This window comes from Protofrankia sp. BMG5.30, assembly GCF_001983005.1.
GTDB classification, from domain to species: Bacteria; Actinomycetota; Actinomycetes; order Frankiales; family Frankiaceae; genus Protofrankia; species Protofrankia coriariae.
On record NZ_MOME01000041.1, the window covers coordinates 23,002 to 46,154 of the forward strand.

17 protein-coding genes and 1 tRNA gene are annotated in these 23,153 nt (G+C 71.0%); 11 read left to right on the top strand and 7 right to left on the bottom strand.

The genetic code is table 11. The annotated features are described in order from the left end of the window. Positions 1-93 precede the first annotated feature (93 nt). From BL254_RS19745 to thiO, 3 genes are read right to left on the bottom strand one after another with little or no spacing between them, the layout of a single operon-like run. Entirely contained in the window at positions 94-867 is a 774-nt protein-coding gene (locus tag BL254_RS19745; RefSeq protein WP_047223228.1) for a thiazole synthase, read from the bottom strand. A 1-nt stretch (position 868) separates the two neighbouring features. Continuing rightward, on the bottom strand, positions 869-1,075 hold the full coding sequence (gene thiS, locus BL254_RS19750) for a sulfur carrier protein ThiS (protein WP_047223227.1): 207 nt from the start codon (positions 1,073-1,075) through the stop codon (positions 869-871). After that, positions 1,072-2,355 carry a glycine oxidase ThiO gene (gene thiO / locus BL254_RS19755; protein ID WP_047223226.1) on the bottom strand — a complete coding sequence of 428 codons (1,284 nt, stop codon included), beginning with the start codon at positions 2,353-2,355 and terminating at the stop codon, positions 1,072-1,074. Before thiO ends, thiS begins: the two co-directional genes overlap by 4 nt. 407 nt (positions 2,356-2,762) lie before the next feature. Here thiO and BL254_RS19760 point away from each other — a divergent pair, with 407 nt between their 5' ends. Further along, positions 2,763-4,856 (top strand): serine/threonine-protein kinase, encoded by a 2,094-nt coding sequence (locus BL254_RS19760; RefSeq protein WP_076844505.1) that lies wholly within the window; start codon positions 2,763-2,765, stop codon positions 4,854-4,856. A 178-nt stretch (positions 4,857-5,034) separates the two neighbouring features. Continuing rightward, positions 5,035-5,955 carry a polysaccharide deacetylase family protein gene (locus BL254_RS19765; protein ID WP_076844507.1) on the top strand — a complete coding sequence of 307 codons (921 nt, stop codon included), beginning with the start codon at positions 5,035-5,037 and terminating at the stop codon, positions 5,953-5,955. Between the two features lie 222 nt (positions 5,956-6,177). On the opposite strand, the gene BL254_RS19770 is transcribed toward BL254_RS19765, so the two are convergent. Then, entirely contained in the window at positions 6,178-7,746 is a 1,569-nt protein-coding gene (locus BL254_RS19770) for an aldehyde dehydrogenase family protein (protein WP_047223296.1), read from the bottom strand. 512 nt (positions 7,747-8,258) lie between these two features. Between BL254_RS19770 and BL254_RS19775 the strand changes: the two genes are divergently transcribed. From BL254_RS19775 to BL254_RS19790, 4 genes are all read left to right on the top strand, one after another. Beyond that, entirely contained in the window at positions 8,259-8,960 is a 702-nt protein-coding gene (locus BL254_RS19775; RefSeq protein ID WP_076844509.1) for a response regulator transcription factor, read from the top strand. A 389-nt stretch (positions 8,961-9,349) separates the two neighbouring features. Then, positions 9,350-10,846 carry a hemolysin family protein gene (locus BL254_RS19780; protein WP_076844511.1) on the top strand — a complete coding sequence of 499 codons (1,497 nt, stop codon included), beginning with the start codon at positions 9,350-9,352 and terminating at the stop codon, positions 10,844-10,846. Next, positions 10,843-11,889 carry a hemolysin family protein gene (locus tag BL254_RS19785; protein ID WP_047223222.1) on the top strand — a complete coding sequence of 349 codons (1,047 nt, stop codon included), beginning with the start codon at positions 10,843-10,845 and terminating at the stop codon, positions 11,887-11,889. The genes BL254_RS19780 and BL254_RS19785 overlap by 4 nt, the downstream gene beginning before the upstream one ends. 123 nt (positions 11,890-12,012) lie before the next feature. Further along, a complete protein-coding gene (locus BL254_RS19790) occupies positions 12,013-13,002 on the top strand; it encodes a 2-hydroxyacid dehydrogenase (RefSeq protein ID WP_047223221.1) in 990 nt (329 codons plus the stop codon). 173 nt (positions 13,003-13,175) lie between these two features. Here the strand turns inward: BL254_RS19790 and BL254_RS19795 are convergent. The 3 genes from BL254_RS19795 to BL254_RS19805 all read right to left on the bottom strand — a co-directional run bounded on the left by BL254_RS19795 (position 13,176) and on the right by BL254_RS19805 (position 15,859). Next, positions 13,176-13,248, bottom strand: a tRNA-His gene (locus BL254_RS19795). 250 nt (positions 13,249-13,498) lie between these two features. Then, on the bottom strand, positions 13,499-14,251 hold the full coding sequence (gene orn / locus BL254_RS19800; protein ID WP_076844513.1) for an oligoribonuclease: 753 nt from the start codon (positions 14,249-14,251) through the stop codon (positions 13,499-13,501). Between the two features lie 99 nt (positions 14,252-14,350). Continuing rightward, complete coding sequence (locus BL254_RS19805; protein WP_139342412.1) at positions 14,351-15,859, bottom strand: CoA transferase; 1,509 nt, start codon at positions 15,857-15,859, stop codon at positions 14,351-14,353. A gap of 783 nt (positions 15,860-16,642) precedes the next feature. Between BL254_RS19805 and BL254_RS19810 the strand changes: the two genes are divergently transcribed. The 5 genes from BL254_RS19810 to aat all read left to right on the top strand — a co-directional run bounded on the left by BL254_RS19810 (position 16,643) and on the right by aat (position 22,997). Then, a complete protein-coding gene (locus BL254_RS19810; protein WP_371391012.1) occupies positions 16,643-17,746 on the top strand; it encodes a ferritin-like domain-containing protein in 1,104 nt (367 codons plus the stop codon). Between the two features lie 323 nt (positions 17,747-18,069). Continuing rightward, positions 18,070-19,065 carry a pirin family protein gene (locus BL254_RS19815; protein ID WP_076844518.1) on the top strand — a complete coding sequence of 332 codons (996 nt, stop codon included), beginning with the start codon at positions 18,070-18,072 and terminating at the stop codon, positions 19,063-19,065. Positions 19,066-19,705: 640 nt separating this feature from the next. Beyond that, positions 19,706-20,194, top strand: a complete 489-nt coding sequence (locus BL254_RS28665) for a hypothetical protein (RefSeq protein ID WP_254858314.1) — start codon at positions 19,706-19,708, stop codon at positions 20,192-20,194. Next, the gene (locus tag BL254_RS19825; RefSeq protein WP_076844522.1) at positions 20,179-22,071 is read left to right on the top strand and encodes a bifunctional diguanylate cyclase/phosphodiesterase; all 1,893 of its coding nucleotides are present in this window, start codon (positions 20,179-20,181) and stop codon (positions 22,069-22,071) included. Before BL254_RS28665 ends, BL254_RS19825 begins: the two co-directional genes overlap by 16 nt. Positions 22,072-22,076: 5 nt before the next feature. Next, positions 22,077-22,997 carry a leucyl/phenylalanyl-tRNA--protein transferase gene (gene aat, locus BL254_RS19830; protein WP_047223293.1) on the top strand — a complete coding sequence of 307 codons (921 nt, stop codon included), beginning with the start codon at positions 22,077-22,079 and terminating at the stop codon, positions 22,995-22,997. The last annotated feature ends 156 nt before the right edge of the window (positions 22,998-23,153 follow it).

The window sequence follows — 23,153 nt, forward strand, 5'->3', positions numbered from 1 at the left end:
CCGGCGGCGGGATCCCGGCCTGGGAACCGGACGCCGCCGGACGCGGACCGGATGCCGCCGACGGAACGGGGCTGCCGGCGGAGCCGGGCTGGGTCAGAACACCGCTGTGCCGTGGACGGGTGACGACGCCCGGGCATGGTGGCGGCGTGGGATGCGCCCGGCCCGCGCGGCGAACCGTCCCGCGGTGACGCCGGCCGCCATCGCCGCCGCCATCAGGGCGGGATCCTGGGCGCGGGTCACCGCCGACGCCAGCAGGACGGCGTCACAGCCGAGTTCCATGGCCAGCGCCGCGTCGGAGGCGGTGCCGATCCCGGCGTCCAGGACGACCGGGACCTCCGCCTCGGCGACGATCAGTTCGATGTTGTGGGCGTTGCGGATACCGAGCCCGGTCCCGATGGGCGCGCCCAGCGGCATCACGGCCGCGCAGCCGATCTGCTGCAGGCGCCGGGCGAGCACCGGGTCGTCGTTGGTGTAGGGCAGGACGGTGAACCCCTCGGCGACGAGGCGTTCCGCCGCGTCGAGGAGCTCGACGGGGTCCGGCAGCAGGGTCTGCTCGTCCGCGATCACCTCGAGTTTCACCCAGTTCGTCTCCAGCGCCTCCCGGGCGAGCTCGGCGGTGAGAACGGCCTCGTGGGACGTGCGGCAGCCGGCGGTGTTGGGCAGTACCCGCACGCCGCAGCGGGCGAGCATGTCCAGCATCGACCCCGGGGTGGTGGTGTCCACCCGGCGCATGGACACCGTGCACATGTCCGTGCCGGAAGCTCTGATCGCCGCTTCCATGACGGCGAGGCTCGGCGCGCCGCCGGTGCCCAGGATCAGCCGGGAGCCAAGCTCCTCACCGGCGATCGTGAACGCGTCGTCGGCCATGTCAGCCTCCCTGGGTGGCGGTCAGGATCTCCACGTGCTGGCCGGCGCGCAGCTCCAGGCTCTCCCACCGGCTGCGGGGGGCGACGACACCGTCGACCGCGGCGGCGCTCCCGCGGCCGGCGGCGGAAACGCTCATCATGATCATGAGCTGATGCAGCGTGGTCCCCGCCGGCACCTGCATGGCCTTGCCGTTCACGGTGAGAGTCATCTGACGTCCTCCCTGGTCGGCCGGTTCTCGACGGCCTGGTCATCGGCGACGCGTCCCTCGGTGGCTCGGTTCCCGGCGTGGTCGAACCGGGCCGGGGTGAATGCAGCGGCCTCGTCGGGCAGGGCACCGTCCGCCAGCAGGCCGGCGATGGCGTCCGCCGTCACCGGGGTGAGCAGCACACCGTTGCGATAGTGACCCACGGCGAGCAGCAGCCCGGGTATCCGGGATGGGCCGATCAGTGGCGCATTGTCCGGTGAGGCGGGCCGCAGGCCGGTGCTGACCTCCTCCAGCTCCGCCTCGCCCACCCCCGGGACGAGGGCTTGGGCGTCCCGGAGCAGCTCGTACACGGCGCCCGCGCGGGGCCGCAGGTCGAAGCCGGCCTCCTCGCTGCTGGCCCCCACCACGATCCGGCCGTCGGCGCGGGGCACCAGGTACACCGGGTGGCCGCGCACCGTGCCCCGCAGCACACAGGTCAGCAGCGGCGGCCCGACGGTACGCAGCCGCAGGGTCTGGCCCTTGACCGGGCGGACCGCCGGCAGTACCCCGGGCGGCAGCCCGTCGATCTGGCCCGACCACGCTCCGCAGGCGAGGACGACCACCGGCGCGGTCAGCTCGGTGCCGTCGGCCAGCCCCAGCCCGACGACCCGGTCGCCGCGCAGCAGCCACCGCCGCGCGGCGGCGGGAAGCAGCGTCACCCCCTCGGCCACGCAGGCCCGCAGCAGCGCGCCGTGCAGGAGCCGGTTGTCGATCTGGTGATCGTCGGGTGCCGACAGCGCGCCGGCCAGGCCGCTCGCCGACGCCGGGACGCGGGCGCGCAGCTCGCGTCGGGTCAGCAGCTCGGTGCGCAGGCCCAGCGAGCGCGCGAAGCCGTGGATGTCGCGCAGACCGGCCATGTCCGCGCTGTCCCAGGCCGCGACCAGCGTCCCGCAGCGCAGGTAGCCGACCTCGGTGCCGCTGCTGCGCTCCAGCTCCGCGACGAACGTGGGGTAGCGCTGTGCCGATGCCATGTTCAGCGCGAGCAGGGGCTGCTCGCCGTAGCGGAGCTCGCTGAGGGGGGCGAGCATGCCCGCGGCCGTCCAACTGGCGCCCGATCCCGGTGCGGGATCGACGACGGTGACGGTCAGCCCGCGCAGACGCGCACGCCACGCCACGCCGAGCCCGATCACACCGGCGCCGGCGACGATGACGTCCGGCCGGGACCCCGGCGCACCCCGGTCGCGGGCCCCGGCCGCGCGTGCCGGCGCGACGGCTGCGCCTGGCGGCATGATGGCTGCCGGCATGAGCCTCCTTATACACTTGGGGTGTCGTTGTCCTCACCGATACCGCTCACCCGATACCGTTCACCCGATACTGTCAGCCTCAATCGCAAGTTTGGCCTGTCCCGCAGCGGTGGGCAGCGGAAAGACATCCCGTCGATGGGTGAGGCGCCTGTCATGGGCTGAATCATTATGATCGGATTTATCGCGGTGGTACCGGGCGCGGCGGTACCGAACAAGGAGATACCGGATATCGTGGTACCGCCTGACGGCGCTCCGCATTTAGCCTGTGCCCAACGAGCCTGTGCCCGACGGCTGCCGGTGGACGGAGGAGTTGGCCCACGCGGCCGGCGATCCACCGCAGGCGGCCTGGCCGGGGATGCGGTTCGTCCGGCCCGGCGGCTGCCGGCGGTGGCCGTCGGGTACCTGACATGATCGACGGTTACGGGCTGCTGGAGCCGATCGGCTACGGTGGGTTCAGCACGGTCTACCTGGGCCGACAGGAGATTTTCGACCGCCGGGTCGCGGTCAAGGTGATGAACGCCGTCCTCGCCGATCCGGACGCGAAGCGGCGGTTCCTGCGTGAATGCCGGGTGACCGGGCGCCTGACCGGCCATCCGAACATCATCTCGGTTTTCGACGCTGGGACGACCCGGGACGGGCGTCCCTACATCGCGATGGAGTACGTCTCGGGCGGGTCGCTGGCCGACCGGCTGGCCGGCGCCGGGCGGCTGGACGCCGACGAGGTGCTGCGCGTCGGTGCGCAGGTGGCCGATGCCCTCGTGACCGCCCACCGCCACGGCGTCCTGCACCGTGATCTCAAACCGGCGAACATCATGATCCGTGAGTCCGGGACCGCCGTGCTCAGCGACTTCGGTATCGCCGTGGTCGAGAACGCGGCGGAGAACACGACCGCGTCGGTGGCGTTCACGCCCCGCTACGCGTCGCCCGAGGTGCTCCAGGGTGGGGAGCACAGCGTTGCCTCCGACATCTTCGGGTTCGGCGCCACCCTCTTCACGCTGCTGGCCGGACAGCCACCGTTCACCGGCCGGATGCCGACGCAGCTGCTGCGGGAGATGCTGGACGGGCCGCCACCGGCGCTGCCCGACGAACTGGCAGACAGCGTCCCCGACGAGCTGGTCGCGCTGGTGCGGCGGACCCTCGCAGCCGCGCCGGACCAGCGTCCCGCCACCGCCGCGGGTGTGCTGGCGGAACTGCGCGCGATAGAGGCCGCTCGCGGCGGCCAGGTCGGCGCGCCCGTCTCCGCGGACGATCCGAAGAAGACGTCGACGGTCACCGGCCGGCTCGCGGATCCCGTTCCCCGGCTGCCGCGGCCCGCCGCACCGCCTGGCGGGACGAGCACGGCGCCGACCCTGCCACCACGCCCAGGCGCGGGTCACGTCGCCGGTGGGAACGTGTCACCGGTCGGGCCGGCAGCCGACATCCCCAGGCCGCCCACCGTGGATCCGGCTGCTGTAGACCCGTCCACCACAGATCCGGCCGCCGCGGGCCATGTCGCCCCGGCGCCCGCAGCCGCGGGCGCGGGCGGCGGGCCTGCCAGCGTGGACTCTGCCTCTGCCGTCGTGGCTGGCTCCACTTCTTCGCAGCTCGCCGCGGCAGCGGTCGTGGCCCCGACGCCGGCCGAGCCGGCGTCCACCACGTCGGCGGTCGTCCCGGAACCCGTCGCTCAGGAGCGCGTCGTCCAGGAGCCCGTCGTGCCGGCCGCCGCCGGGCCGGGGAAGCGCCGCCGTGTGCTGGGCGTGCTGGTACCGGTGACAGGCGGCTTCGCGGTGGCGGCACTGCTGCTGTTGCTGTTACCAGGGGTCGGGCTGCGTTCCCCAGCCCCGAGGGTGACCATCTCGGCGGCCCCGCCGTCCGCGCCGGGCGGCGCCACCCCCACCGCGTCCGCTGCCGCCTCGGCTGCCCCGGCCGTGTCGGCTTCCCCCGCGGGGACGCCCGCCGCGGGAGCGTCCGGCGCCGTGCCGGTCGCCCCGGCGGCGCCCGGTGCCGCGGGGCCAGGCCCGACGGCATCCGGCGCGGGGCCGCCGGGCAACCAGGTGCCGAACACGGGGGTATCGGTGGTCCCGCCGTCTCCCCCCGCGCCTTCGCCGGCGCCCAGCAGTGCTGTCCCGTCACAACCGGATCCCACGAAAAGCTGCACCTCTCGTAACCGGAACGTCACGGACTACGCTGGACGTACCTTCCCCACGTACAACTGCCGTACCTACGCCGGTTCGGCCGTCTACGCCAACGTCCGGGCCGCACAGGGGTCGGAGGATCTCGACGACAGCGGCTACATGAACGCCGCGTCGGCCGTCTGGGTGGTCTGCCAGCTGCAGGGTCGGGCGAATCCCGTGGTGCAGGGCAACACCAACACCTGGTGGCTGTACACCCAGGGTGACAGTTCCCGGCCCAACACCCACGGGTACACGGTCGCCTGGGGGTATCTGCCGGCGACCGTGGTGGCCCAGGGAGGGCAGAACGAACCGATTCCCGGGGTGCCCACATGCTCGTCGTACCTGTAGGCCCCGGCGCCGGCAGACCCGGCGCCGGGGCCGGTGTTCCCGTTCCGCGGGGCGTCCCGGCGGCGGTCAGACCGGCGGCCGTGGAACCCCTGGCCGGTGTTTCGTTCCACGGCCGCTGTCCCGTCCCAGGCCCCGAGGGTTTCGCCAGGCCCGTGAACGGTGTGGGAAGGTGTCCGGCATGACGTACCTGCCAGGCATCGAGGATGTCGAGGAGGCGGCGTCGTGGTGGCCGACCCGACCGGCCGGGCGTGTCGGGCGGGCCGGGAACGTGGTTGGGCGGGCCGGGAACGCCGGGGTGGCGGGTTTCGCCCGGGCAGCCGCGGGCGCCGGTGCCGCCGCGCTTCTCACCCACGCGGTCCCCTCGGTGGCCGCCCTGCGCCGGCTGCGAACCCAGCTGATGCCCGCGCTCGCCGGGATCGGCGCGCCGGACCATGTGGCGCTCACCTTCGACGACGGCCCGGACCCGGCGTCCACCCCGCTGTTCCTCGACGTGCTGGCCGAACTGGACCTGCGGGCGACCTTCTTCGTCCTCGGGACGATGCTGGAACGCGCGCCGCACCTGGCCGAGCGGATGGTGGACGCCGGCCACGAGCTGGCCGTCCACGGCTGGGACCACCGGCCGATGCTGCTGCGCGGGCCGCGCTCCACCTACCGGCAGCTGTACCGGACCCGGGAGCTGATCACGACGCTGACCGGGCGGCCGCCGCGGTTCGTCCGGCCGCCGCACGGCATCCTGTCTGCGGGGTTCCTCCTCGCCGCCCGCAGGCTGGAGCTGACCCCGGTGCTGTGGACGGCCTGGGGCCGGGACTGGACGTCGACGGCCACGCCGCTGACCGTTCTCGACACCCTCACCCCGGACCTGCGCGGTGGTGGGACCGTCCTGCTGCACGACAGCGACTGCACGTCCGCGCCGCAGGCGTGGCACAGCGCTCTCGGCGCCCTGCCCGAGTTTGCCGCCCGCTGCCACGACCGGGGCCTGCGTCTCGGCCCGCTGGCCGAGCATGGCCTGCTCCCTGGCCCGCTGGCCGAGCCCGACCTTCGCCCTCCCGGCCMGTTGGCCACACACGGCCCTCGCGCCTCCGAAGCGCCGGTCGGGTAACGCGAACCCGTCCCGGAATCACGTGATCGAATTCTGTTGAATCACGAAGCGGGGGAACAAACGCGCTGGCAGCCGTTTACGTACTCGCTTTTCTGGCAGTCGCTTTTCTGGCTGGAATTTCCTGGTTGAAACTGTAGAAGAGCGTGGGGGACGCGGGGCTGTCCGGCCGGTGCGCTGGCGCGGCGCGGGCCACCGGCCCGGCGGGTCAGTGGCCCGGGAACGTCAGGTTGGTGGGTACAGCGAGTAGCCGGGGAAGTTGCCGTACAGTCGCTCCCCGGGGTCGTCGCCCACGGTGACGGCGTGCACGAGGTGGTCGCCGCCGACGAAGGCCCCTTTCCAGGACGCGCCGCGGCCGCCGAACGGCTCGTCCCGGTCACCCCGGGACCGCGGCTTGTTGATACCGATCTTGAATGCCTGGACTTCGCCGCTGAGCCGTCGGGCAAGCGCCTCGTCGTCGCAGGCGAGCGAGGCGACCAGCGCGCCGTTGGAGGCGTTCATCGCGGCGAGGAGCTCGGCTTCGGAATCGACCACCACGATCGTGTCCACGGGGCCGAACGGCTCGGCATGGTGCAGCGCGCACGACGGCGGGGGAGCGAGGATGGCCACCGGCGGCACATAGGCCGAGGTGTCCTGCCCGGGCACGAAAGCGCCGTCGGCGATCGTCCCCCGGTACAGCGGCACGCCGCCCTTGCTGACCGCCTCGTCGATCTTCCTGGCGAGCTCGGCGGACTTCACCGCGCTGATGACGGGCCCGTAGTCGAGTTCGGGCAGGGGATCGTCATCGTGCGCGACGGCCAGCGGATGCCCGAAGCGCACCGACGCGACCACGGGCAGGTAGGCCGCGAGGAACTGGTCGAAGAGCTGGCGCTGGACGACGTAACGGGGGTAGGCGGTGCAGCGCTGCTTGCCGTACTCGAAGCCCTTCTTCAGGTGCGCGGCCAGCAGGTCCCACTGGGAGAACTCCCAGATGCCCCAGGTGTTGAGGCCCTCCTGCTCCAGGAAGTGCCGCTTGCCGGTGTCGACGAGCGCCGCGGCGACCTGCCCGCCCACGGAACGCCCGCCGACGAACGCCAGGCAGCCGATCTCCGGTGCCCGCACCAGCGCGCTCGACAGCCGGGAGCCGGACCCGGACACCAGCGCCACGGGGAGCCCGGCGCGGTGCGCCAGCGCGCAGGCGAGGGTCAGGCAGGCGGCCCCGCCGTCGGTCGGGGTCTTGGCGATCGCGGCGTTGCCGGCGAGGACCTGGACGAGCATGGCGTGCATGAGCACGCTCATCGGGTAGTTCCAGCTCGCGATGTTGCTGACCGGGCCGGGCAGCGGGCCGCGCCCGTCGATCATCCGGTCGATCTCCTCGACGTACCAGCGGACGCCGTCGAGCGCGCGGTCGACGTCGGTGCGCGCCAGCCGCCACGGCTTGCCGATCTCCCAGACCAGCAGCAGCGCGAGCAGGTCACGGTGATCGTCCATGGCGTCCACCGCGGCGGTGACCCGCGCCCTGCGCTCGGCGACCGGTACGTCACGCCAGTGTTTGTGGTCGTCGAGGGTGGCGCGGATCGCCTCGCGCGCCTCGTCCGGCTCGATCATCGGTGGGCCGGCGATGGAAGATCCGTCAACGGGGGTGACGCTGCGCAGTGGTTCCCCGGTGCGGCGCCACTGGCCGCCCCACAGGTTGCGCAGCCGGTCCGAGTCGAAGGCCTCGGGCGCGGCCTCGTGACATCGGGCGTACGCCTCGGACCAGCTCTTACCAGGCTTGACGTGATGGTGGAGCGTGTTGCGGGAAGGTGTGACCATGACCACAGGTTGCCCGTGATCGGCCCTGAGCGCCACCAGCACCACACCTCGAAGTGGCGAACGGCGGGAGTCCGGCCGTGAGCGACGGTGGCATGTCGGGCGTTCGGGCAACGGCGGCGAGTATCGCCATCTGAGCGTCCGAACTATTACACAGAGTAGTCGTCGTTGAGGGGGTCTCGGCGTCGAATTCACTCCCGCGGGCCTGTTGGTCCCGGTCGCGGGCCCGATGGGGGGATGCGTCATATGCCCAGTTCGGGGTTGATGATTCACCCCCTTCGCGGGTATGGTGACGGTGTGTCGTCAGCGTCATAGCAAGCGTCCTAGCAAGATGGCGGCGCGTATCATTCCGATATGTCGGAAGCGGTATCCGTGCATGACTCGATCGGTGCCGGTGTGGAGACACGGCTCTGTGTAAGTAACCCATCACATAGAGTGGGCACATGCGTCGATCGCAGTTTGTCCGTCCRGCAGCCCGTTGTTGGACCATCCGTGCCAGATAGCTCCGATCTGTGATGATGATTGGTGTTCTGCCACCTGTGGCACCTCAGTCCGAGCCCATCCGGGTGCTCGTGGTCGACGACCACGAGCTGTTCCTCCAGGGTCTGGAGACCGTTCTCGATCTTGAAGAGGACATCACCGTCGTCGGTCGCGCCGGCGACGGCCGGCAGGCTGTCACGATAGCCACGGGGACCACGCCGGACATCGTCCTGATGGACGTCCGGATGCCCTACCGCGACRGCATCGACGCCGCGAGCGCGATCAAGCGTGAGGTGCCGACCRCGAAGATCGTAATGTTGACGGTCAGYGACGACGAAGTCGATCTTTTCGAGGCGATCAAGGCGGGGGCGGTCGGTTACCTCCTGAAGTCCATCCCGCCGCACGAGGTGGCCAGCGCGGTCCGCGCGGTGCACAACGGGCTGAGCCTGATCAGCCCGTCGATGGCGTCCAAGCTCATGGTCGAGTTCGCCGCGCTCGCCCGCGGTTCCGACGACCGGCCCAGCCGGGTACCTGCCCCTCATCTCACCGCCCGCGAACTGGAGGTCCTCAAACTGGTCGCGGAGGGACGGGCCAACCGGGAGATCGCCCGGAAGCTGTTCATCAGCGAGAACACGGTCAAGAACCACGTCCGCAACATCCTGGACAAACTGCAGCTGCACTCGCGGATGGAAGCCGTCATGTACGCCGTCCGGCAGGGCCTCTTCGAGATCGAATAAAGCGAGATCGACCGGAGCGGGGTCGACCAGAGGCTTTCCCCGGATCGTGCTTTCCGTGCGGCTCCCCGGCCCCTGCCTCGCGGGTCGGCCGTGTGTGCGGCCGAGGTGTCACRGGCCGGTGCCACGGGCCGGGGAAGCGTGGGAGACACATGCGGCGCATGGGCTGGTCCGACCCGTTCGGATGGCTGTCCAAGGCAGCCGGACCCGGGCATCCTTGTGGTGTGTGCGTGCAGGCGCCCCGCGGGAGCACTCGGGCACCGCCGGTGGGCCGCCTTCCCGCCCGCGGCGGGTTCTGTCACGCCTACCTCCGAGAGGGCCATGCCTAGTCCCGATATACCCAGTCATAGTCCGATGCCTGCCCTGGACCGGGCCGACCTGGGCAGGCGACAGTGATCGAGTGGCTCCTCGTCCTGATCAGCGTCGCGCTGGTCGGGGTCTGCGGCGTTTTCRTCGCCGCCGAATTCTCCCTGGTGACGGTCGACCGCATGACCGTCGAACGTGCCGCGGCAGTCGGTGACCGCAGGTCCAGAGGCGTCCTCAAGGCGCTCAGGAACCTCTCGACCGAGCTCTCCGGCGCTCAGCTCGGCATCACCATCACCAATCTGGCGATCGGATTCCTCGTCGAACCGGCGATCGCGCGTCTGCTCCACGGCCCGCTGAAGGCGGTCGGGATACCCGCGGGAATGGCCACCGGCGTCGCCGTGGCGGTCGCCGTGCTGCTCGCCACGGGCATTACCATGATCTACGGCGAGCTCGTCCCGAAGAACCTCGCGGTGGCCCGGCCGCTGGCGACCGCGCGGATGGTGCAGGGGTTCCAGCGTGGGTTCAGCCGGGCGGCATCCTTCCTGATCCGCCTGCTCAACGGCGCCGCCGAGGGCCTGCTGCGGCGGCTGGGCATCGAGCCGCAGGAGGAGCTTGCCTCGGCCCGCTCCGCGCAGGAGCTGTTCTCCCTGGTCGGCCGGTCCGCGGAGCAGGGCACGCTCGCGCCGGAGACCGCGACGTTGCTGCAACGCTCGCTGGCGTTCGGGCACAAGCAGGCCGCGGACGTCCTCACCCCCCGGGTCCGCATGTGGACGGTCGGGGTCGGCGACCCGGTCAGTGAGGTGATCGCGCTCACCCGTCGGACCGGGCACTCGCGTTTCCCGGTTGTCGGGCAGGGCCTCGACGACGTGGTCGGCCTGGTCCATGTCAAGCACGCGGTCGCCGTCTCCGAGGACGACCGGGACACCGTGACCGTCAGCGACGTGATGATCCCCCATCTGAGCGTGCCGTCCACGATCGAACTCGATCCGCTGCTGGAGACACTGCGCCGCGGCGGGCTGCAGATGGCGGTCGTCATCGACGAGTTCGGCGGCACGGACGGCCTGGTCACCATCGAGGACCTGATCGAGGAGCTGGTCGGCGACGTCGTCGACGAGCACGACCGGGTCGGGCTGCGCGCGGCCCGGCGCCGGGACGGGACGTGGCTGCTCTCCGGTCTGCTCCGCCTCGACGAGGTGGCGCAGACCGTTGACGTCCACCTGCCGGTGGACGAGGCGTACCAGACTCTTGGCGGGCTTGTCGCCGACCGTCTCGGCCGGGTGCCGGTCGCCGGTGACGTGGTCGAGGTCGACGGCGTCACCCTCACCGTCCAGCTGATGGACGGCCGCCGGGTGGACCGGGTCCGCCTGGTTCCCGCGCATGTCCGCGCCGACGGCGAGCCGCCAACGGACGGCGGCTCTCCCGTGGACGGTGACTCTCCCGTGGGAGGCGCGTCCCCCAGGGACGGTGACGGTTCCGCGGACGGCGACCGTTCCGCGGACGGCGACCGTTCCGGAAACAGCGGCCGTCCCAGGGGCGGGCGGCGCGGCTGCGCCGCCGAGGACGCGATGGGGGCGCTGCGGTGAACATCCCGCTCGCGCTCTTCCTCACCGTCGTCCTGCTGCTCGCCAACGCCTTCTTCGTGGGAGCCGAGTTCGCGCTGATCTCGGCCCGGCGCAGCGCCATCGAGCCGCTGGCACAGGCCGGTTCGGCCCGCGCGCGGATCACGCTGCGCGCGATGGAGGAGGTCTCCCTGATGCTGGCCGGTACCCAGCTGGGTATCACGGTCTGCACCCTGGGGCTGGGCTCGCTCGGGGAGCCCGCGGTCGCGCACCTGCTCGAAGGCCCGCTCGAGGCGGCCGGGATGCCGCACGCCCTGCTGCACCCGGTCGCGCTCACCGTCGCCATGACGGCGGTCGTGTTCCTGCACGTGGTCATCGGCGAGATGGTGCCCAAGAACATCGCCCTGGCCGGGCCGGACCGCAGCGCCCTGTTACTCGTCCCGCCGCTCGTCGGCGTCGTGCGCTACCTGCGCCCGGCGATCGCGGCCCTGAACGCGGTCGCCAACCTCAGCCTGCGCATCGTCCGGGTGGCGCCGAAGGACGAGGTGGCCAGCGCCTTCACCCGCGACGAGGTCGCCGGCTTCGTCGAGGAGTCCCGCCGGGAGGGGCTGCTCGACGCCGACCAGCACGGGCTGCTCTCCGGGGCGCTGCACTTCGACGAACGCAGCGCGCGCAGCGTCCTGCTGCCCCTCGACAGCCTGGAGACGGTCGAGGTCGGGGTCACCCCCCGGGGGGTGGAGGCGGTGGCTGCCCGGACCGGATTCTCCCGCTTCCCGGTCCGGGCGGCCACCGGCGAGCTCGTCGGATACCTGCATCTCAAGGACGTTCTGGAAACCAACCCGCGCAAGCGGGCGGCGCCAGTCCCCGCCAAGTGGGTCCGCCCGCTGGCCAGGGTCGGTTCCGACGACCGGCTCGCGACGGTGCTCGCCACGATGCAGCGCAGCGGGGCGCATCTGGCCCGGGTCACCGACCAGGAGGGACGGATCCTCGGGGTCGTCGCGCTGGAGGACGTCCTGGAGGAACTTGTCGGCGAGATCCGGGACGACAACCAGCCGGCCGCCTGGTGATCCGCCTCTCGAGCGACCCGGTTCTTGAGCGCCCCGGTGACCGGTGACCTGGCTCGCGGGTGCCCCGGCGCCCGGGACGCAAGGAGCGTGATCGTGACGCTCCGGGCCGGTTAGCCTTCGTCCATGGCAGGAACCGAAGCGGGCACGGTCGTGGTCAGCCTTCCGGACAAGCGCTGGATCGACCTGGTCGGCCCGATCCCGGCCGTGCGGGCCGTGGTGTGGGACGCCGATTCCGACCCGCGGCGGGCGGGTGTGCTGGACACCGAGTTCCTCGTCCCCCCGTACATGAAGCGGGCGGACTGGTCCCTGGTCAACAGCCTGCCCCGGCTGCGGGTCGTGCAGACGCTTACCGCGGGTTACGAGGATGCCATCGCGAACGTGTCCCCGAAGGTCACTTTGTGTCATGCGGCAGGTGTGCACGACGCTTCCACGTCCGAGCTGGCCGTGGGGCTCATTCTGGCGCAGCTGCGGGGGATCCCGGCCGCGGTCCGCGCGAGCGGCGCCGCGCGGGGACGCTGGCAGCCGCGCACGCTGCGCTCGCTGGCGGACCGGCGGGTGCTCGTGGTGGGCGCCGGCGGCCTCGGGACGGCCATCGCAGCCCGGCTCGAACCGTTCGAGGTGTCGCTGACCCGCGTCGCGAGCCGGGCCCGGGACGACGGGCGCGGTCACGTCCACGCGGTCACCGAACTGCCGGCCCTGCTCCCGGAGCAGGATGTGGCCGTCCTGGCCTGCTCGCTCAACGAGAGCACCCGCGGCCTTGCCGACGCCCGGTTCCTCGCCGCGATGCCGGACGGCTCGCTGCTGGTCAACGTCGCCCGGGGAGCGGTCGTCGACACCGACGCCCTGCTCCGTGAGCTGCACGACGGGCGGTTGCTGGCGGCTCTGGACGTCGTCGAGCCGGAGCCGTTGCCCGACGCGCACCCGTTGTGGTCCGTGCCCGGTGTGCTGCTGACCCCGCATCTCGGCGGCAACACCAGCGCGTTCAAGCCCCGCGCCGCCGCGTTTCTCCGGGACCAGATCGCCCGGTTCGCCGCGGGCGACACGCTCCGGGCGATCGTCGCCGGCCCGGCGGCCCCGGCGTCACCCTCCGAGATCGCCATCCCAGCGCCATAACTGAACACAATGATCGATATTTCGATGCCAGCCAGGCATTCGACCAGCCGCCAGGGAGGTGTCGGGGGGACGGAGTCCCCCTGACATGGGGGTTCCAGGGGGTCCCCCCTGGGCCAGCATGACGCGGGAGCCTGGAAAGGTGGCCGAAGGCCACCGAACAGGATCCAACCGAGGGTGAGTGACGGGACTTGAACCCGCGACACCCGGGACCACAACCCGGTGCTCTACCAGCTGAGCTACACCCACCACGTGCTGAAAACCGCACACTGAAACCGAACCGTCGGCCGTCAGCGGTCGTACACCCGTGACCAGCCGGCCAACTGTTCAGGCCCGGCCCATAGTACCGGTCCGATCGTCCTTCTGGCGAAACGCCTTGCGGTGCCACGGGTGGGTCGAGAGCGTGATCAGACGGTTACTACTTTCGGATGGTGGCTGTGTTCGGCGGATGGCGAGCGCGCCCGGACGGTGGCCGCGCCCGGACGGCCGCTCTGGTCGTTCAGACGGCCGCCGGTGGGGTCTGCGCGGCATCCGCCGGGGTGCGGCTGGTGGGGGCGGTCTCTGCCGAGGTGGTGCCCGTCCGGGGGACGCCCGCCGGCGCGGATGGTGGGCTGCCCGCGTCGTCGCCCGCGTTGTCCGTGCCGGTCTCCCGGCCCGCTGCCCGGGTGATCTCCTGCGCCGCTGCCCGAGCGAACTCGCTGGTGGGTCCCGGCTGCGGTACGAAGATCGCCTTTCGGTAGTAGCGCAGCTCGTCGATGCTCTCCTGGATGTCGGCCAGGGCGCGGTGCCCACCACGCTTGGCCGGTGCCGCATAGTAGGCCCGCGGGTACCAGCGTCGGGCGAGTTCCTTCACGGTCGACACGTCGACCATTCGGTAGTGCAGGTAGCTGTCGAGCGCCGGCATGTACCGGGCGAGGAAGTTGCGATCGGTAGCGATCGAGTTGCCGCACAGTGGGGCCCTGCCCGCGTCCGGGATCTGATCGCGGATGTAGTCGAGCACCTGTCGTTCGGCGTCGGCCACGGTCAGCGTCGATGCCCGTACAGCTTCGGTCAGCCCCGAGGTGGCGTGCATCTGCTGGACTACGGCATCCATCCCGGCCAGTGCGGTCTCCGGCGCGGACAYGACCACGTCCACACCGTCGCCAAGGATATTCAGTTCGCTGTCGGTGACCAGGCATGCGACCTCCAGCAGGAGATCGGAGGCGGCGTCGAGCCCGGTCATCTCACAGTCGATCCAGACGAGGCGATCCATATCTGGTTGACCATAGGGTCTTCGGGCCGGAACGTCACGCGCGGGCCCGCTCCTCGCCGGTCACAGGCCGCCGCCACACCGTGATCGCAGGCAGTGTGATCACAGCCAGGCCGGGGGTGAGGCACCGAGCGGGAGCGGCGGATGGGACCAGGTGCGCGGGCCGCCGTCCACCCGCAGAGGCGGAAGTACGTAGGTCAGCCGTCCGGCGTGACTGCCGACCGTGTCCAGCCACGGGATCACGCCGATCGCGGAGGCATCCGCGGAGGCACCCGCCGCAGCCGTGCCGCCGGCCACGCCGCCAGCCGTGGCAGCACCGGCGACGGTTCCGACGGTTCCGTCGGCCTTCCCGTCGGTTCTCGCGCGCCGGGCGAGCAGCCAGGTGGYGGTCTGGGCGAGTGACAGCTGGACGTGCCAGGAACCGGATTCCCGGTGGCGCAGCGTGAGGGCGCGCAGGACAGCCGCCGCCGTCAGGTAGCCGGTGGCGTGGTCGAGTGCCTGGGCGGGCAGCACCCCTGGCCGGCCGCCGTCCGGCTCGTCGCCGGCCTCTGTCGTGGCTATGCCCGTGGCGGCCTGGACGATGCTGTCGAACCCGCGCCGCCCGGCCCACGGCCCGGTCGGTCCCCATGCGCTCAGTGTCGCCACCACGATCCCGGGACGGATCCCGGGGCGCCGTTCGTGCAGCGCCCGCGGTGACAGCCCGAACCGGTCCAGCGCTCCGGGGCGGTACCCGCTCACGACGACGTCCGCGGATGCCAGCAGCTCCTCGAACGCCTGCCGGTCGGCCGGGCGTTCGAGGTCGAGAAAGGCCGATCGCTTGCCCGGGCCGGTGTCGAGGTGCTGGGCCGGGATCTCGGGCAGCCGCGGGCTGTCGACCCGCAGAACGTCGGCGCCGAGAAAGGCGAGGATCCTGGTGCCGATCGGGCCGGCGATGACCCTGGTCAGATCGAGGACACGGATCCCCGCGGCGGGCAGGCCGTGCTCGTCGACCGGGCCGCGCTCGTGGGCCGGGTGTCCCGCACCGGGCGCGTGCTCGTCGTCCAGCCGGCGCACACCTGCCAGGGGCAGCTCGGCGAGGGCGCGGCCCTGTGGGTGCCGTCGCCACCCAGCGGTGTCCCGCACGGCCGCGGCCACGCCGCCGTGTGCCACCACCCTGTCCTCGACCTCGGTCGCGGGCAGGGTGGCCACGGCCGCCCTGACGGCGGCCGTCGGGTCGGTCACGGTGTCGGCGATCCCRAGCGCCGCCCGCAGTCGGGCGCGATGGTGCGGGTAGTTGCCGTGCAGCCGCACCCAGCCGTCCACCGCCGGCAGGAAGGCCGACAGCGGATCCATGCCGATCTGTGGCTGCCCGTCGAGGCGCAGGTGCCGTTCGCTGGTGAAGGCCGCGGCCACCGCACCACTGTCGATCGTCAGCGGTTCCCCGCGCTGTGGGCCCGCTCCCGCGCGCGCGGCGCTGAGTTCGCCGGCCGCGAGCCCGACGACGGCCACGCTCGCCTGGGCGAGCGCGCTGACCGGTAGCCGTGACGGCAGGGTCCGCGGTGGGCCAGTGATCGTCACCGCGTCCTGGCCGGGGAACTCGCCGCCGAGCGCTCGCGCGGCTTCGGCGATCATCTCCCGAACATGACGGGAATGTGACTTGTCACTCACCGGTGGCCCGTTTCCAGGCTCGGACATCGGCATCTGCGCCCTTCCCGCGACATCGCGTACGGCTTCCGCGACATCGTGTACGGCGGGCCGCCGAGCTGGTGAGCGCTCCGAGCTGCCATACCGGTCCGCGAAGGGGCGGTCCGTCCGGTTTCAGCGGCGCCGGGCCGGACGCCCCGGCGGCCGGACCGCCACCCGACGGTGGCGATGGCTGTCACGGGGACGTTGACGGCTCCGGAGGCGCCCCGCCGCTCGCAGGCGCTCTTGTCGCAGGAAATCCGGTCGACTGCAGATGCGGTCCACGGCCCCGACGGTAGCGGTCCAGTCGGCTTTCGGGGCCAGTTGTCACAAACCATTAACTTTACCGGCGGCGTGTCGGGCACCATCACCCCCCCAGGGGATGAGCCCCCGCAGGGGGTGGGTGGGGCGGCGTCCGGCCACGTCGTCACTCAATGTCAATATGTTGTGCGTCTGTTGATATGACATCGACGCGACAGCTGTCCAGCGGCGCGGCGTCCGTCCAACGGCACGGTGGCTGTCCAGCAGGTGGTGTGACCCACCAGGTACCGTGACGATGTGGGCATGGACGATGTGGGCGGGTACGACCGGCCCGGCAGTGGGTGGCCGGTCTGTCGTGGCGTCCCACCGGGGCTGCCTGCCCGGCCCGCGCGAGCGGCCTCCAGCGGTACGAATGACCGGGATCGCGCTGCCGGCCGGCCGGTCCGGGCCTGGTGACTGGAGGTTCGGCCCATCAGCGCACATGACCGTTACGACGCGTCGGCCGGCGATCGCACCTGGAGCGTCCCCATGGCCGGCAACGCCCGGTTCTCCTGGGACTACGCCGACGGCCGGGCCCGGCTGCTGGCCCTCTACCAGCAGGGCAAGGACAAGCAGTGGGATGCCGCGACCAGAATCGACTGGTCGCAGGAGGTGGATCCGCACCACCCGCTGGGGCTGTCCGACCGGACGGTCCCGATCTACGGGCTTCCGCTGTGGGACAAGCTCGGCCGGCGGGAGCGCGGCGAACTGCGCCAGCACCTGATGGCCTGGCAGTTCAGCCAGTTCCTGCACGGCGAGCAGGGCGCGATGATCTGTAGCGCCCGGATCGTCGAGTCCGTCCCGGACATGGACGCGAAGTTCTACGCCGCGACCCAGACGATCGACGAGACGCGGCACGCGGAGATCTACTCCCGCTTCCTGCGGGAGAAGATCGGCCTCCTGTATCCGATCAACCCCGAGCTGCGCTCGCTGCTGGAGACGACGCTGAGCGACAGCCGGTGGGACATGCCGTACCTGGGTATGCAGGTGCTCATCGAAGGCCTCGCGCTGGCCGCCTTCGGCGTTCTGCGGGACGTCGCCACGGCGGCGCTGCCCAAACAGATCCTTTCCTACATCATGCAGGACGAGGCCCGGCACGTCGCCTTCGGACGGCTGGCGCTGCGTGACTACTACGCGCAGCTGTCCCGTCGGGAGCTCGACGAACGCGAGGAGTTCGTCGTCGAGAGCTGCTGGCTGATGCGTGACCGGCTGCGCGGCGCCGAGGTCTGGGAGAACCTCGGCTTCGACGTGGACGCCTGCCTCRCCGCGGTGGAGACCTCCGAGTACATGCGGGCTTTCCGCAAGCTGCTGTTCAGCCGGATAGTGCCGTGCGTGAAGGACATCGGCCTGTGGGGGGAGAGGGTCCGCACCGCCTACGAGCGGATGGGCGTCCTCGAGCTGGCCGGTCTCGATCTTGCCGAGCTGATGCGCCGGGACGCCGACATCGCCGACGGCCTCGACCGGACGCGAGCGCAGGATGCCGAGCTCGCCAGACGGCGGGAGCAGGTGGCGGAGACGATCGCCACGGCGCTCTGACCTGAGCGCCTGCCCAGCTGGTCACGTGACCGGCCGGGTGCATGACCAGCCGGGTGCATGACCAGCCGGTTGGCCTGCCTGGCCGGTTGCGCAACCAGCTGGTTACCGCGGACATGTAGATGGCCGGTCGATCGGTCGTATGGTCATCCAATCCGGGAAAGACGGCTACGAAAAGTTACTGTCTGTTATAGATGACGGTGAACGGTCACTTACGGTGATGATCGGCGGCGTGGCAGGCCGCGGTTCTCGGGAAGCGATCCGGGCGATTCGGAGTTATCCTCTTCCAGTAGTTGCATTAGCAACGAAACTCTGGGAGGGACAGCATGCCTGCCGTTACCGCCGACACAACCACCCTGCCGCGTCTGGCCGTACCTCTGCCCGGCCAGGTGGAGCGGCCCGTCCGGTCGGTCACGACCGCGCCGTCGGGCCGTGAGGGCGAGGGCTTTCCCGTCCGCCGTGCGTTCGCCGGGGTCAGCCTTGCCGATCTTGACCCCTTCGTCCACATGGACCAGATGGGTGAGGTCGACTACGCGCCCGGTGAGCCCAAGGGCACGCCGTGGCATCCGCATCGCGGCTTCGAGACCGTGACATACATGATCGATGGGACGTTCCAGCACCAGGACTCCAACGGTGGAGGCGGGGTCATCACGGATGKGGCGACCCAGTGGATGACCGCGGGTGCCGGCATCCTGCACATCGAGACCCCGCCCGAGCAGCTTGTCGTCAGCGGCGGGCTCTTCCACGGCATCCAGCTGTGGGTCAACCTGCCGGCGCGGGACAAGTTCAGCCCGCCGCGCTACCAGAGCATCGAAGGCGACCAGGTCGCACTGCTCGCGTCGCCGGACGGGGGCGCGCTGTTGCGGATCATCGCTGGCGGTCTTGCCGGTGACGCGGCCGGTCACCGTGGGCCGGGCGCCACCCACACCCCGATCACGATGATGCACGCGACCCTGTTCCCGGGCGTGCGGGTGACAGTCCCCTGGGAGCCGGGTTTCAGCGCGCTGGCCTACATCCTTGCCGGCTCGGGGCGGGTCGGTGGCGAGGGTCGGCCGGTCCGCACCGGGCAACTCGCCGTGTTCGGGCCCGGCGACTACCTGACGCTCGCGGCCGACGACCAGCAGTCCGGGACGGATGGCCGGTTGGAGGTGCTGCTGCTCGGTGGGCGCCCGATCCGGGAGCACGTCGAGATGTACGGCCCGTTCGTGATGAACACCAAGGAGGAACTGCGCCAGGCGGTGGCCGACTACCAGGAGGGCCGTCTCGGTGTCATTCCCCCGAACGCCCTCATGCCGCACCGGGTCGCCCGTCGATCGGGGTGACCAAATGCGAAATCCGTAGTTGATCGATTATCGGCAGTCAACCGGAGAATCGAGCCTTCTTTCGGTAATGCCGGAGATCGGTATACGGTGCAAAAACAGATGCAGATGCAGGTGCAGATGCCGGGGCGATACATATACGTGTTCCGGTGTGCACGCTTTGAACCCGCCACGCTTCGACAGCACGGAGCGTGACGGGTTCACGTCGATTGCGGCCCGTTGTAGTCGCTTATACGATGTGCGTTTACCTGCCTGACTTTTCGTCGTCCTCTTGACGTCTTTGGCTGGGTGCCGGGAGGGTTCGGCGTGCCGTCGCGGCGAGACGGTGTTGAACTWGCGGTGTGGGAGCGTTCCGCGCGGAAGCAACCCACCTTTGGTGATCCAGGTGTTCCGGGCGTGGCGGGAACATGGTCACGCCGCCCCTGGCCCACCAGGATCGTGGGTCTGGCAGGTCCGTTCGGCCGCATCCCAGCGGGGTGACGGCAACCCGGGAATGATCCTCGCCGGTACCGCCAGCGGCCCTGACATCCCCGAGCCGCGGCCCCGGGCTCCGGGTTACCGGGTGGGTGGTTCAGGATGAATAGGTGTCGTGGTGTCAGAATGTATCCCGCTGACGCGATAATGGGGAGATGACCGCTTGACGATGTCAGTTCACACCGCTCGTCGGCTGCGGTTGATCGGTGCGGGGCGGGTCGTGCTGCTGGTGGCGGCCGTATTTTTCGCCGTCACGACGCTCACCGGCCTACGTGATGTGTCGTCCGTCGTCAACCAGGTCGACAGATGGCTGGGCAACAGCTTCAGCGTCGCCGCCGGTGGCTTTTGTATGTTGCGTGCCATTCTGGTCCGCGGTGAGCGGCTCGCCTGGGCCGTGCTCGGCACCGGTCTGCTGTTCTACGGCGCCGGCAGCATCTACTTCACCGAGATCATGGAGCATGTCGGCACGCCGTCACCGGCGGACATCGGTTGGCTCGTGTTCTATGTGRCCACCTGTATCTCCGTGATCCTCCTGCTGCGTGGGCGGGTCACCCGATTTCACCCCAGCGTGTGGCTGGACGCGCTGGTGGGCGGCCTCGGCGTGGCCGCGTTGGCAAGCGGGCTGCCGCCGCTGTCATCGGGGTGGACAACCCGGTAGGGCTGTCGGTCCTCGGCCTGAACATCGCCTATCCGCTCGCCGATCTGATGTTGCTCGTGCTCGTGGCCAGCGCGTTCGGGCTGCGGGGCTGGCGCCCCGAGAAGGCCTGGTGGCTGTTGGGGGTCTCCCTTGCCGGCTTCGCGGTCGCCGACACGATCGTCACCGGCGCAATGGCGAGCGGCACCTATGTCCCGGGTGGCCCGGTCGAGGCGCTCTGGGTGCTCGCGCTCGTCCTGCCGGCCTGCGCCGCGTGGCAACGGACCCCGCGGGAGATGTCCGAACGGGTCGCCGGCTGGGAGGTGCTGTTCGTCCCAGTCTTCTTCGCCGTCAGCGCGCTCACGCTGCTGGTGCTCGGGGCCTTCGTCAGGCTGCCGCCGCTGACCGTCGTGCTCGCCGCCGGGACGGTCCTGACCGCCATCGTCCGTGCCGGCATCACGTTCACCGAGGTCCGTCAGCTCGCGGACAGCAAGATGCAGGCACGCACGGACGAGCTGACAGGGTTCGCCAACCGCCGTGGCTTCTTTGAGCGTCTCAACGAGGAGGAGACACGCGGCGGCGGCGCCGCGCGCTTCGCGCTGCTCGTGCTCGACCTGGACCGCTTCAAGGAGATCAACGACTCTCTCGGCCACCAGGTCGGCGACGACCTGCTCAAACTCGTCGGTCGCCGGATCGAGACGGCGCTGCGCCCGACAGACCTGCTGGCCCGGCTCGGCGGCGACGAGTTCGCCGTGCTCCTGCAGGACGCCGACGCCACCGCGGCACGAACCGTCGCCGAGCGGGTGCTGGCCGCTCTCGACGGCCCGTTCGACGTCGACGGGGTGAGCTTCCACGTCGACGCCAGCATCGGAGTCGCGGTCTACCCCGATCACGCGGTGGCCGGGAACGTCCTGTTGCAGCGGGCGGACATCGCGATGTACGCGGCAAAGGCCGCCCGCAGCCGGATCGAGCACTACCGGCCCGGCGCCGACCTGCACATCCTCGACCGCCTCGACGTCATCGAGACCCTGCGGGCCGGGCTCGGTCAGGACCAGTTGCGCCTGCACTACCAGATGAAGGTCGACCTGCGCACGGGCAACTGCCACGCGGTGGAGGCCCTGGTGCGCTGGGAGCATCCCACCAGGGGGCTGCTCCAGCCCAACGAGTTCCTGCCCATGGCCGAACACACCGGGCTGATGCGCACGCTGACCCTCGAGGTGCTCGGGCTGGCCCTCGACCAGTGCCGCCAGTGGTGGGACGCCGGCCTCCAGATCGGCGTCGCGGTCAACCTCTCCGCGCCCAACCTGCTCGACAAGGGATTCCCGGCCGAGGTCGGGGAGCTCCTCACGACGAAGGGGGTGCCACCGAGGGCGCTCGAACTGGAGATCACCGAGACCGCTCTGATGCTCGACCGGATCCGGACCGCGGCCGTGCTCGGCAGCCTGCGGGAGATGGGCGTCCGCATTGCCGTCGACGACTACGGCACCGGCTACTCGTCCCTGGCCTACCTGCGGGAACTGCCGGTGGACGTGCTCAAGCTGGACAAGTCGTTCGTCATCCACCTCGACTCCGACCCGCTCTCAGCGGCCATCGTGCAGTCCACGGTGGGGCTTGCGCACTCCCTGGCCCTGCGGATCGTGGCCGAGGGGGTCGAGACCGAGACAGCCATGGGGCGGCTGGCCGACTACGGCTGCGACTTCGCCCAGGGCTTCTACCTGGGCGCCCCCCAGCCCGCCGACAAGCTGACCCCGCTGCTGTGGCATCGCAACCGCTGCGCGTATTCCTCTTCCTCCTCCTCCGGGGAGGGCGGCTGCCCGCCGTCCCGATTAGAGCGAGTGACAGCGGCTGACCTGATGGCCGACCGGGCCGAACCTGCCCGCGCCGGCCGCCCGTGGATCTGACCAGCATGAGTTCGGGCAGCACAGATCCGGGCGGCACGCCCCGGCATCCTGGCTGGTCGTTGTGGGACGCCGTGGCGGAGGTCGATCCGGCTGATCCCGGTGACACGCCGTTCGCCTTTGGCGGTGATCTCTCCCCGGCGACCCTGGTCGGGGCCTACCGGCGGGGGGTCTTTCCCTGGCCGCTCGACGAGCCGGCCGGCGGCCCGACCACGGCGGCGAACGCCCCGGGCCCCCGTGACCCGGCAGCGACCGGCACCCGACCACCCGTTCTGTCGCGCGACGCCCAGGAGCTGTCGCGGGACGCCCGAGGACGGGCCGACATCGCCTGGTGGAGCCCGGATCCACGCGGTGTGCTGCCCATCGGTGGGGTGCGCGTGCCCGAGTCGCTGTTCAAGCGGATGCGCGCGTGCGACTGGACGACCACCCTCGACCAGGCGTTCGCCGACGTCGTGCACAACTGCGGCCAGGGCACCCGACGTACCTGGATCACCACCGAGCTCGCCGGCGCCTACCAGGAACTGCACCGGCTCGGCTGGGCGCACAGCATCGAGGTGTGGCAGGACGACGAGCTCATCGGCGGGATGTTCGGCGTGCTCGTCGGCGCCGTCTTCATGGCCGAGTCCATGTTCCACGTGCGCACCGACGCGTCCAAGGTCGCGCTCGTCGATTTCGACGCGCGGTTCGCGCCGGTCGGTGGYCGGCTCGTCGATGTGCAGTTCGTCACCGCGCACGCGAAGTCCATGGGAGCGGTCGAGATCCCGCGTGTGCGCTTTCTCACGGTGTTGCGGCAGGTACGGGACGCAGAGGTGCGGCTTGATCGCGGCCGCCTACCGGTCACCCGCCTGGCCGAGCTGGCCCGACAGGCGCGAAAGGCTCGGCACGCGCAAAAGGCCCAGCAGGTACAAAAGGCCGAGCAGGCCGAGTAGGCCCGACAGGTGCCGCGGGCATCCGGGCAGGCCAGGCATGGCAGCGCCGGCAGCGGGCCCTGCCACTGGGCCGGCTGTCCGCCGGCTGGGAACCCGGGGCCGTGCCCGGCCATCCGGGCGCCGGGCACGGCACGACCTGACCGGCTGCCCACCGAT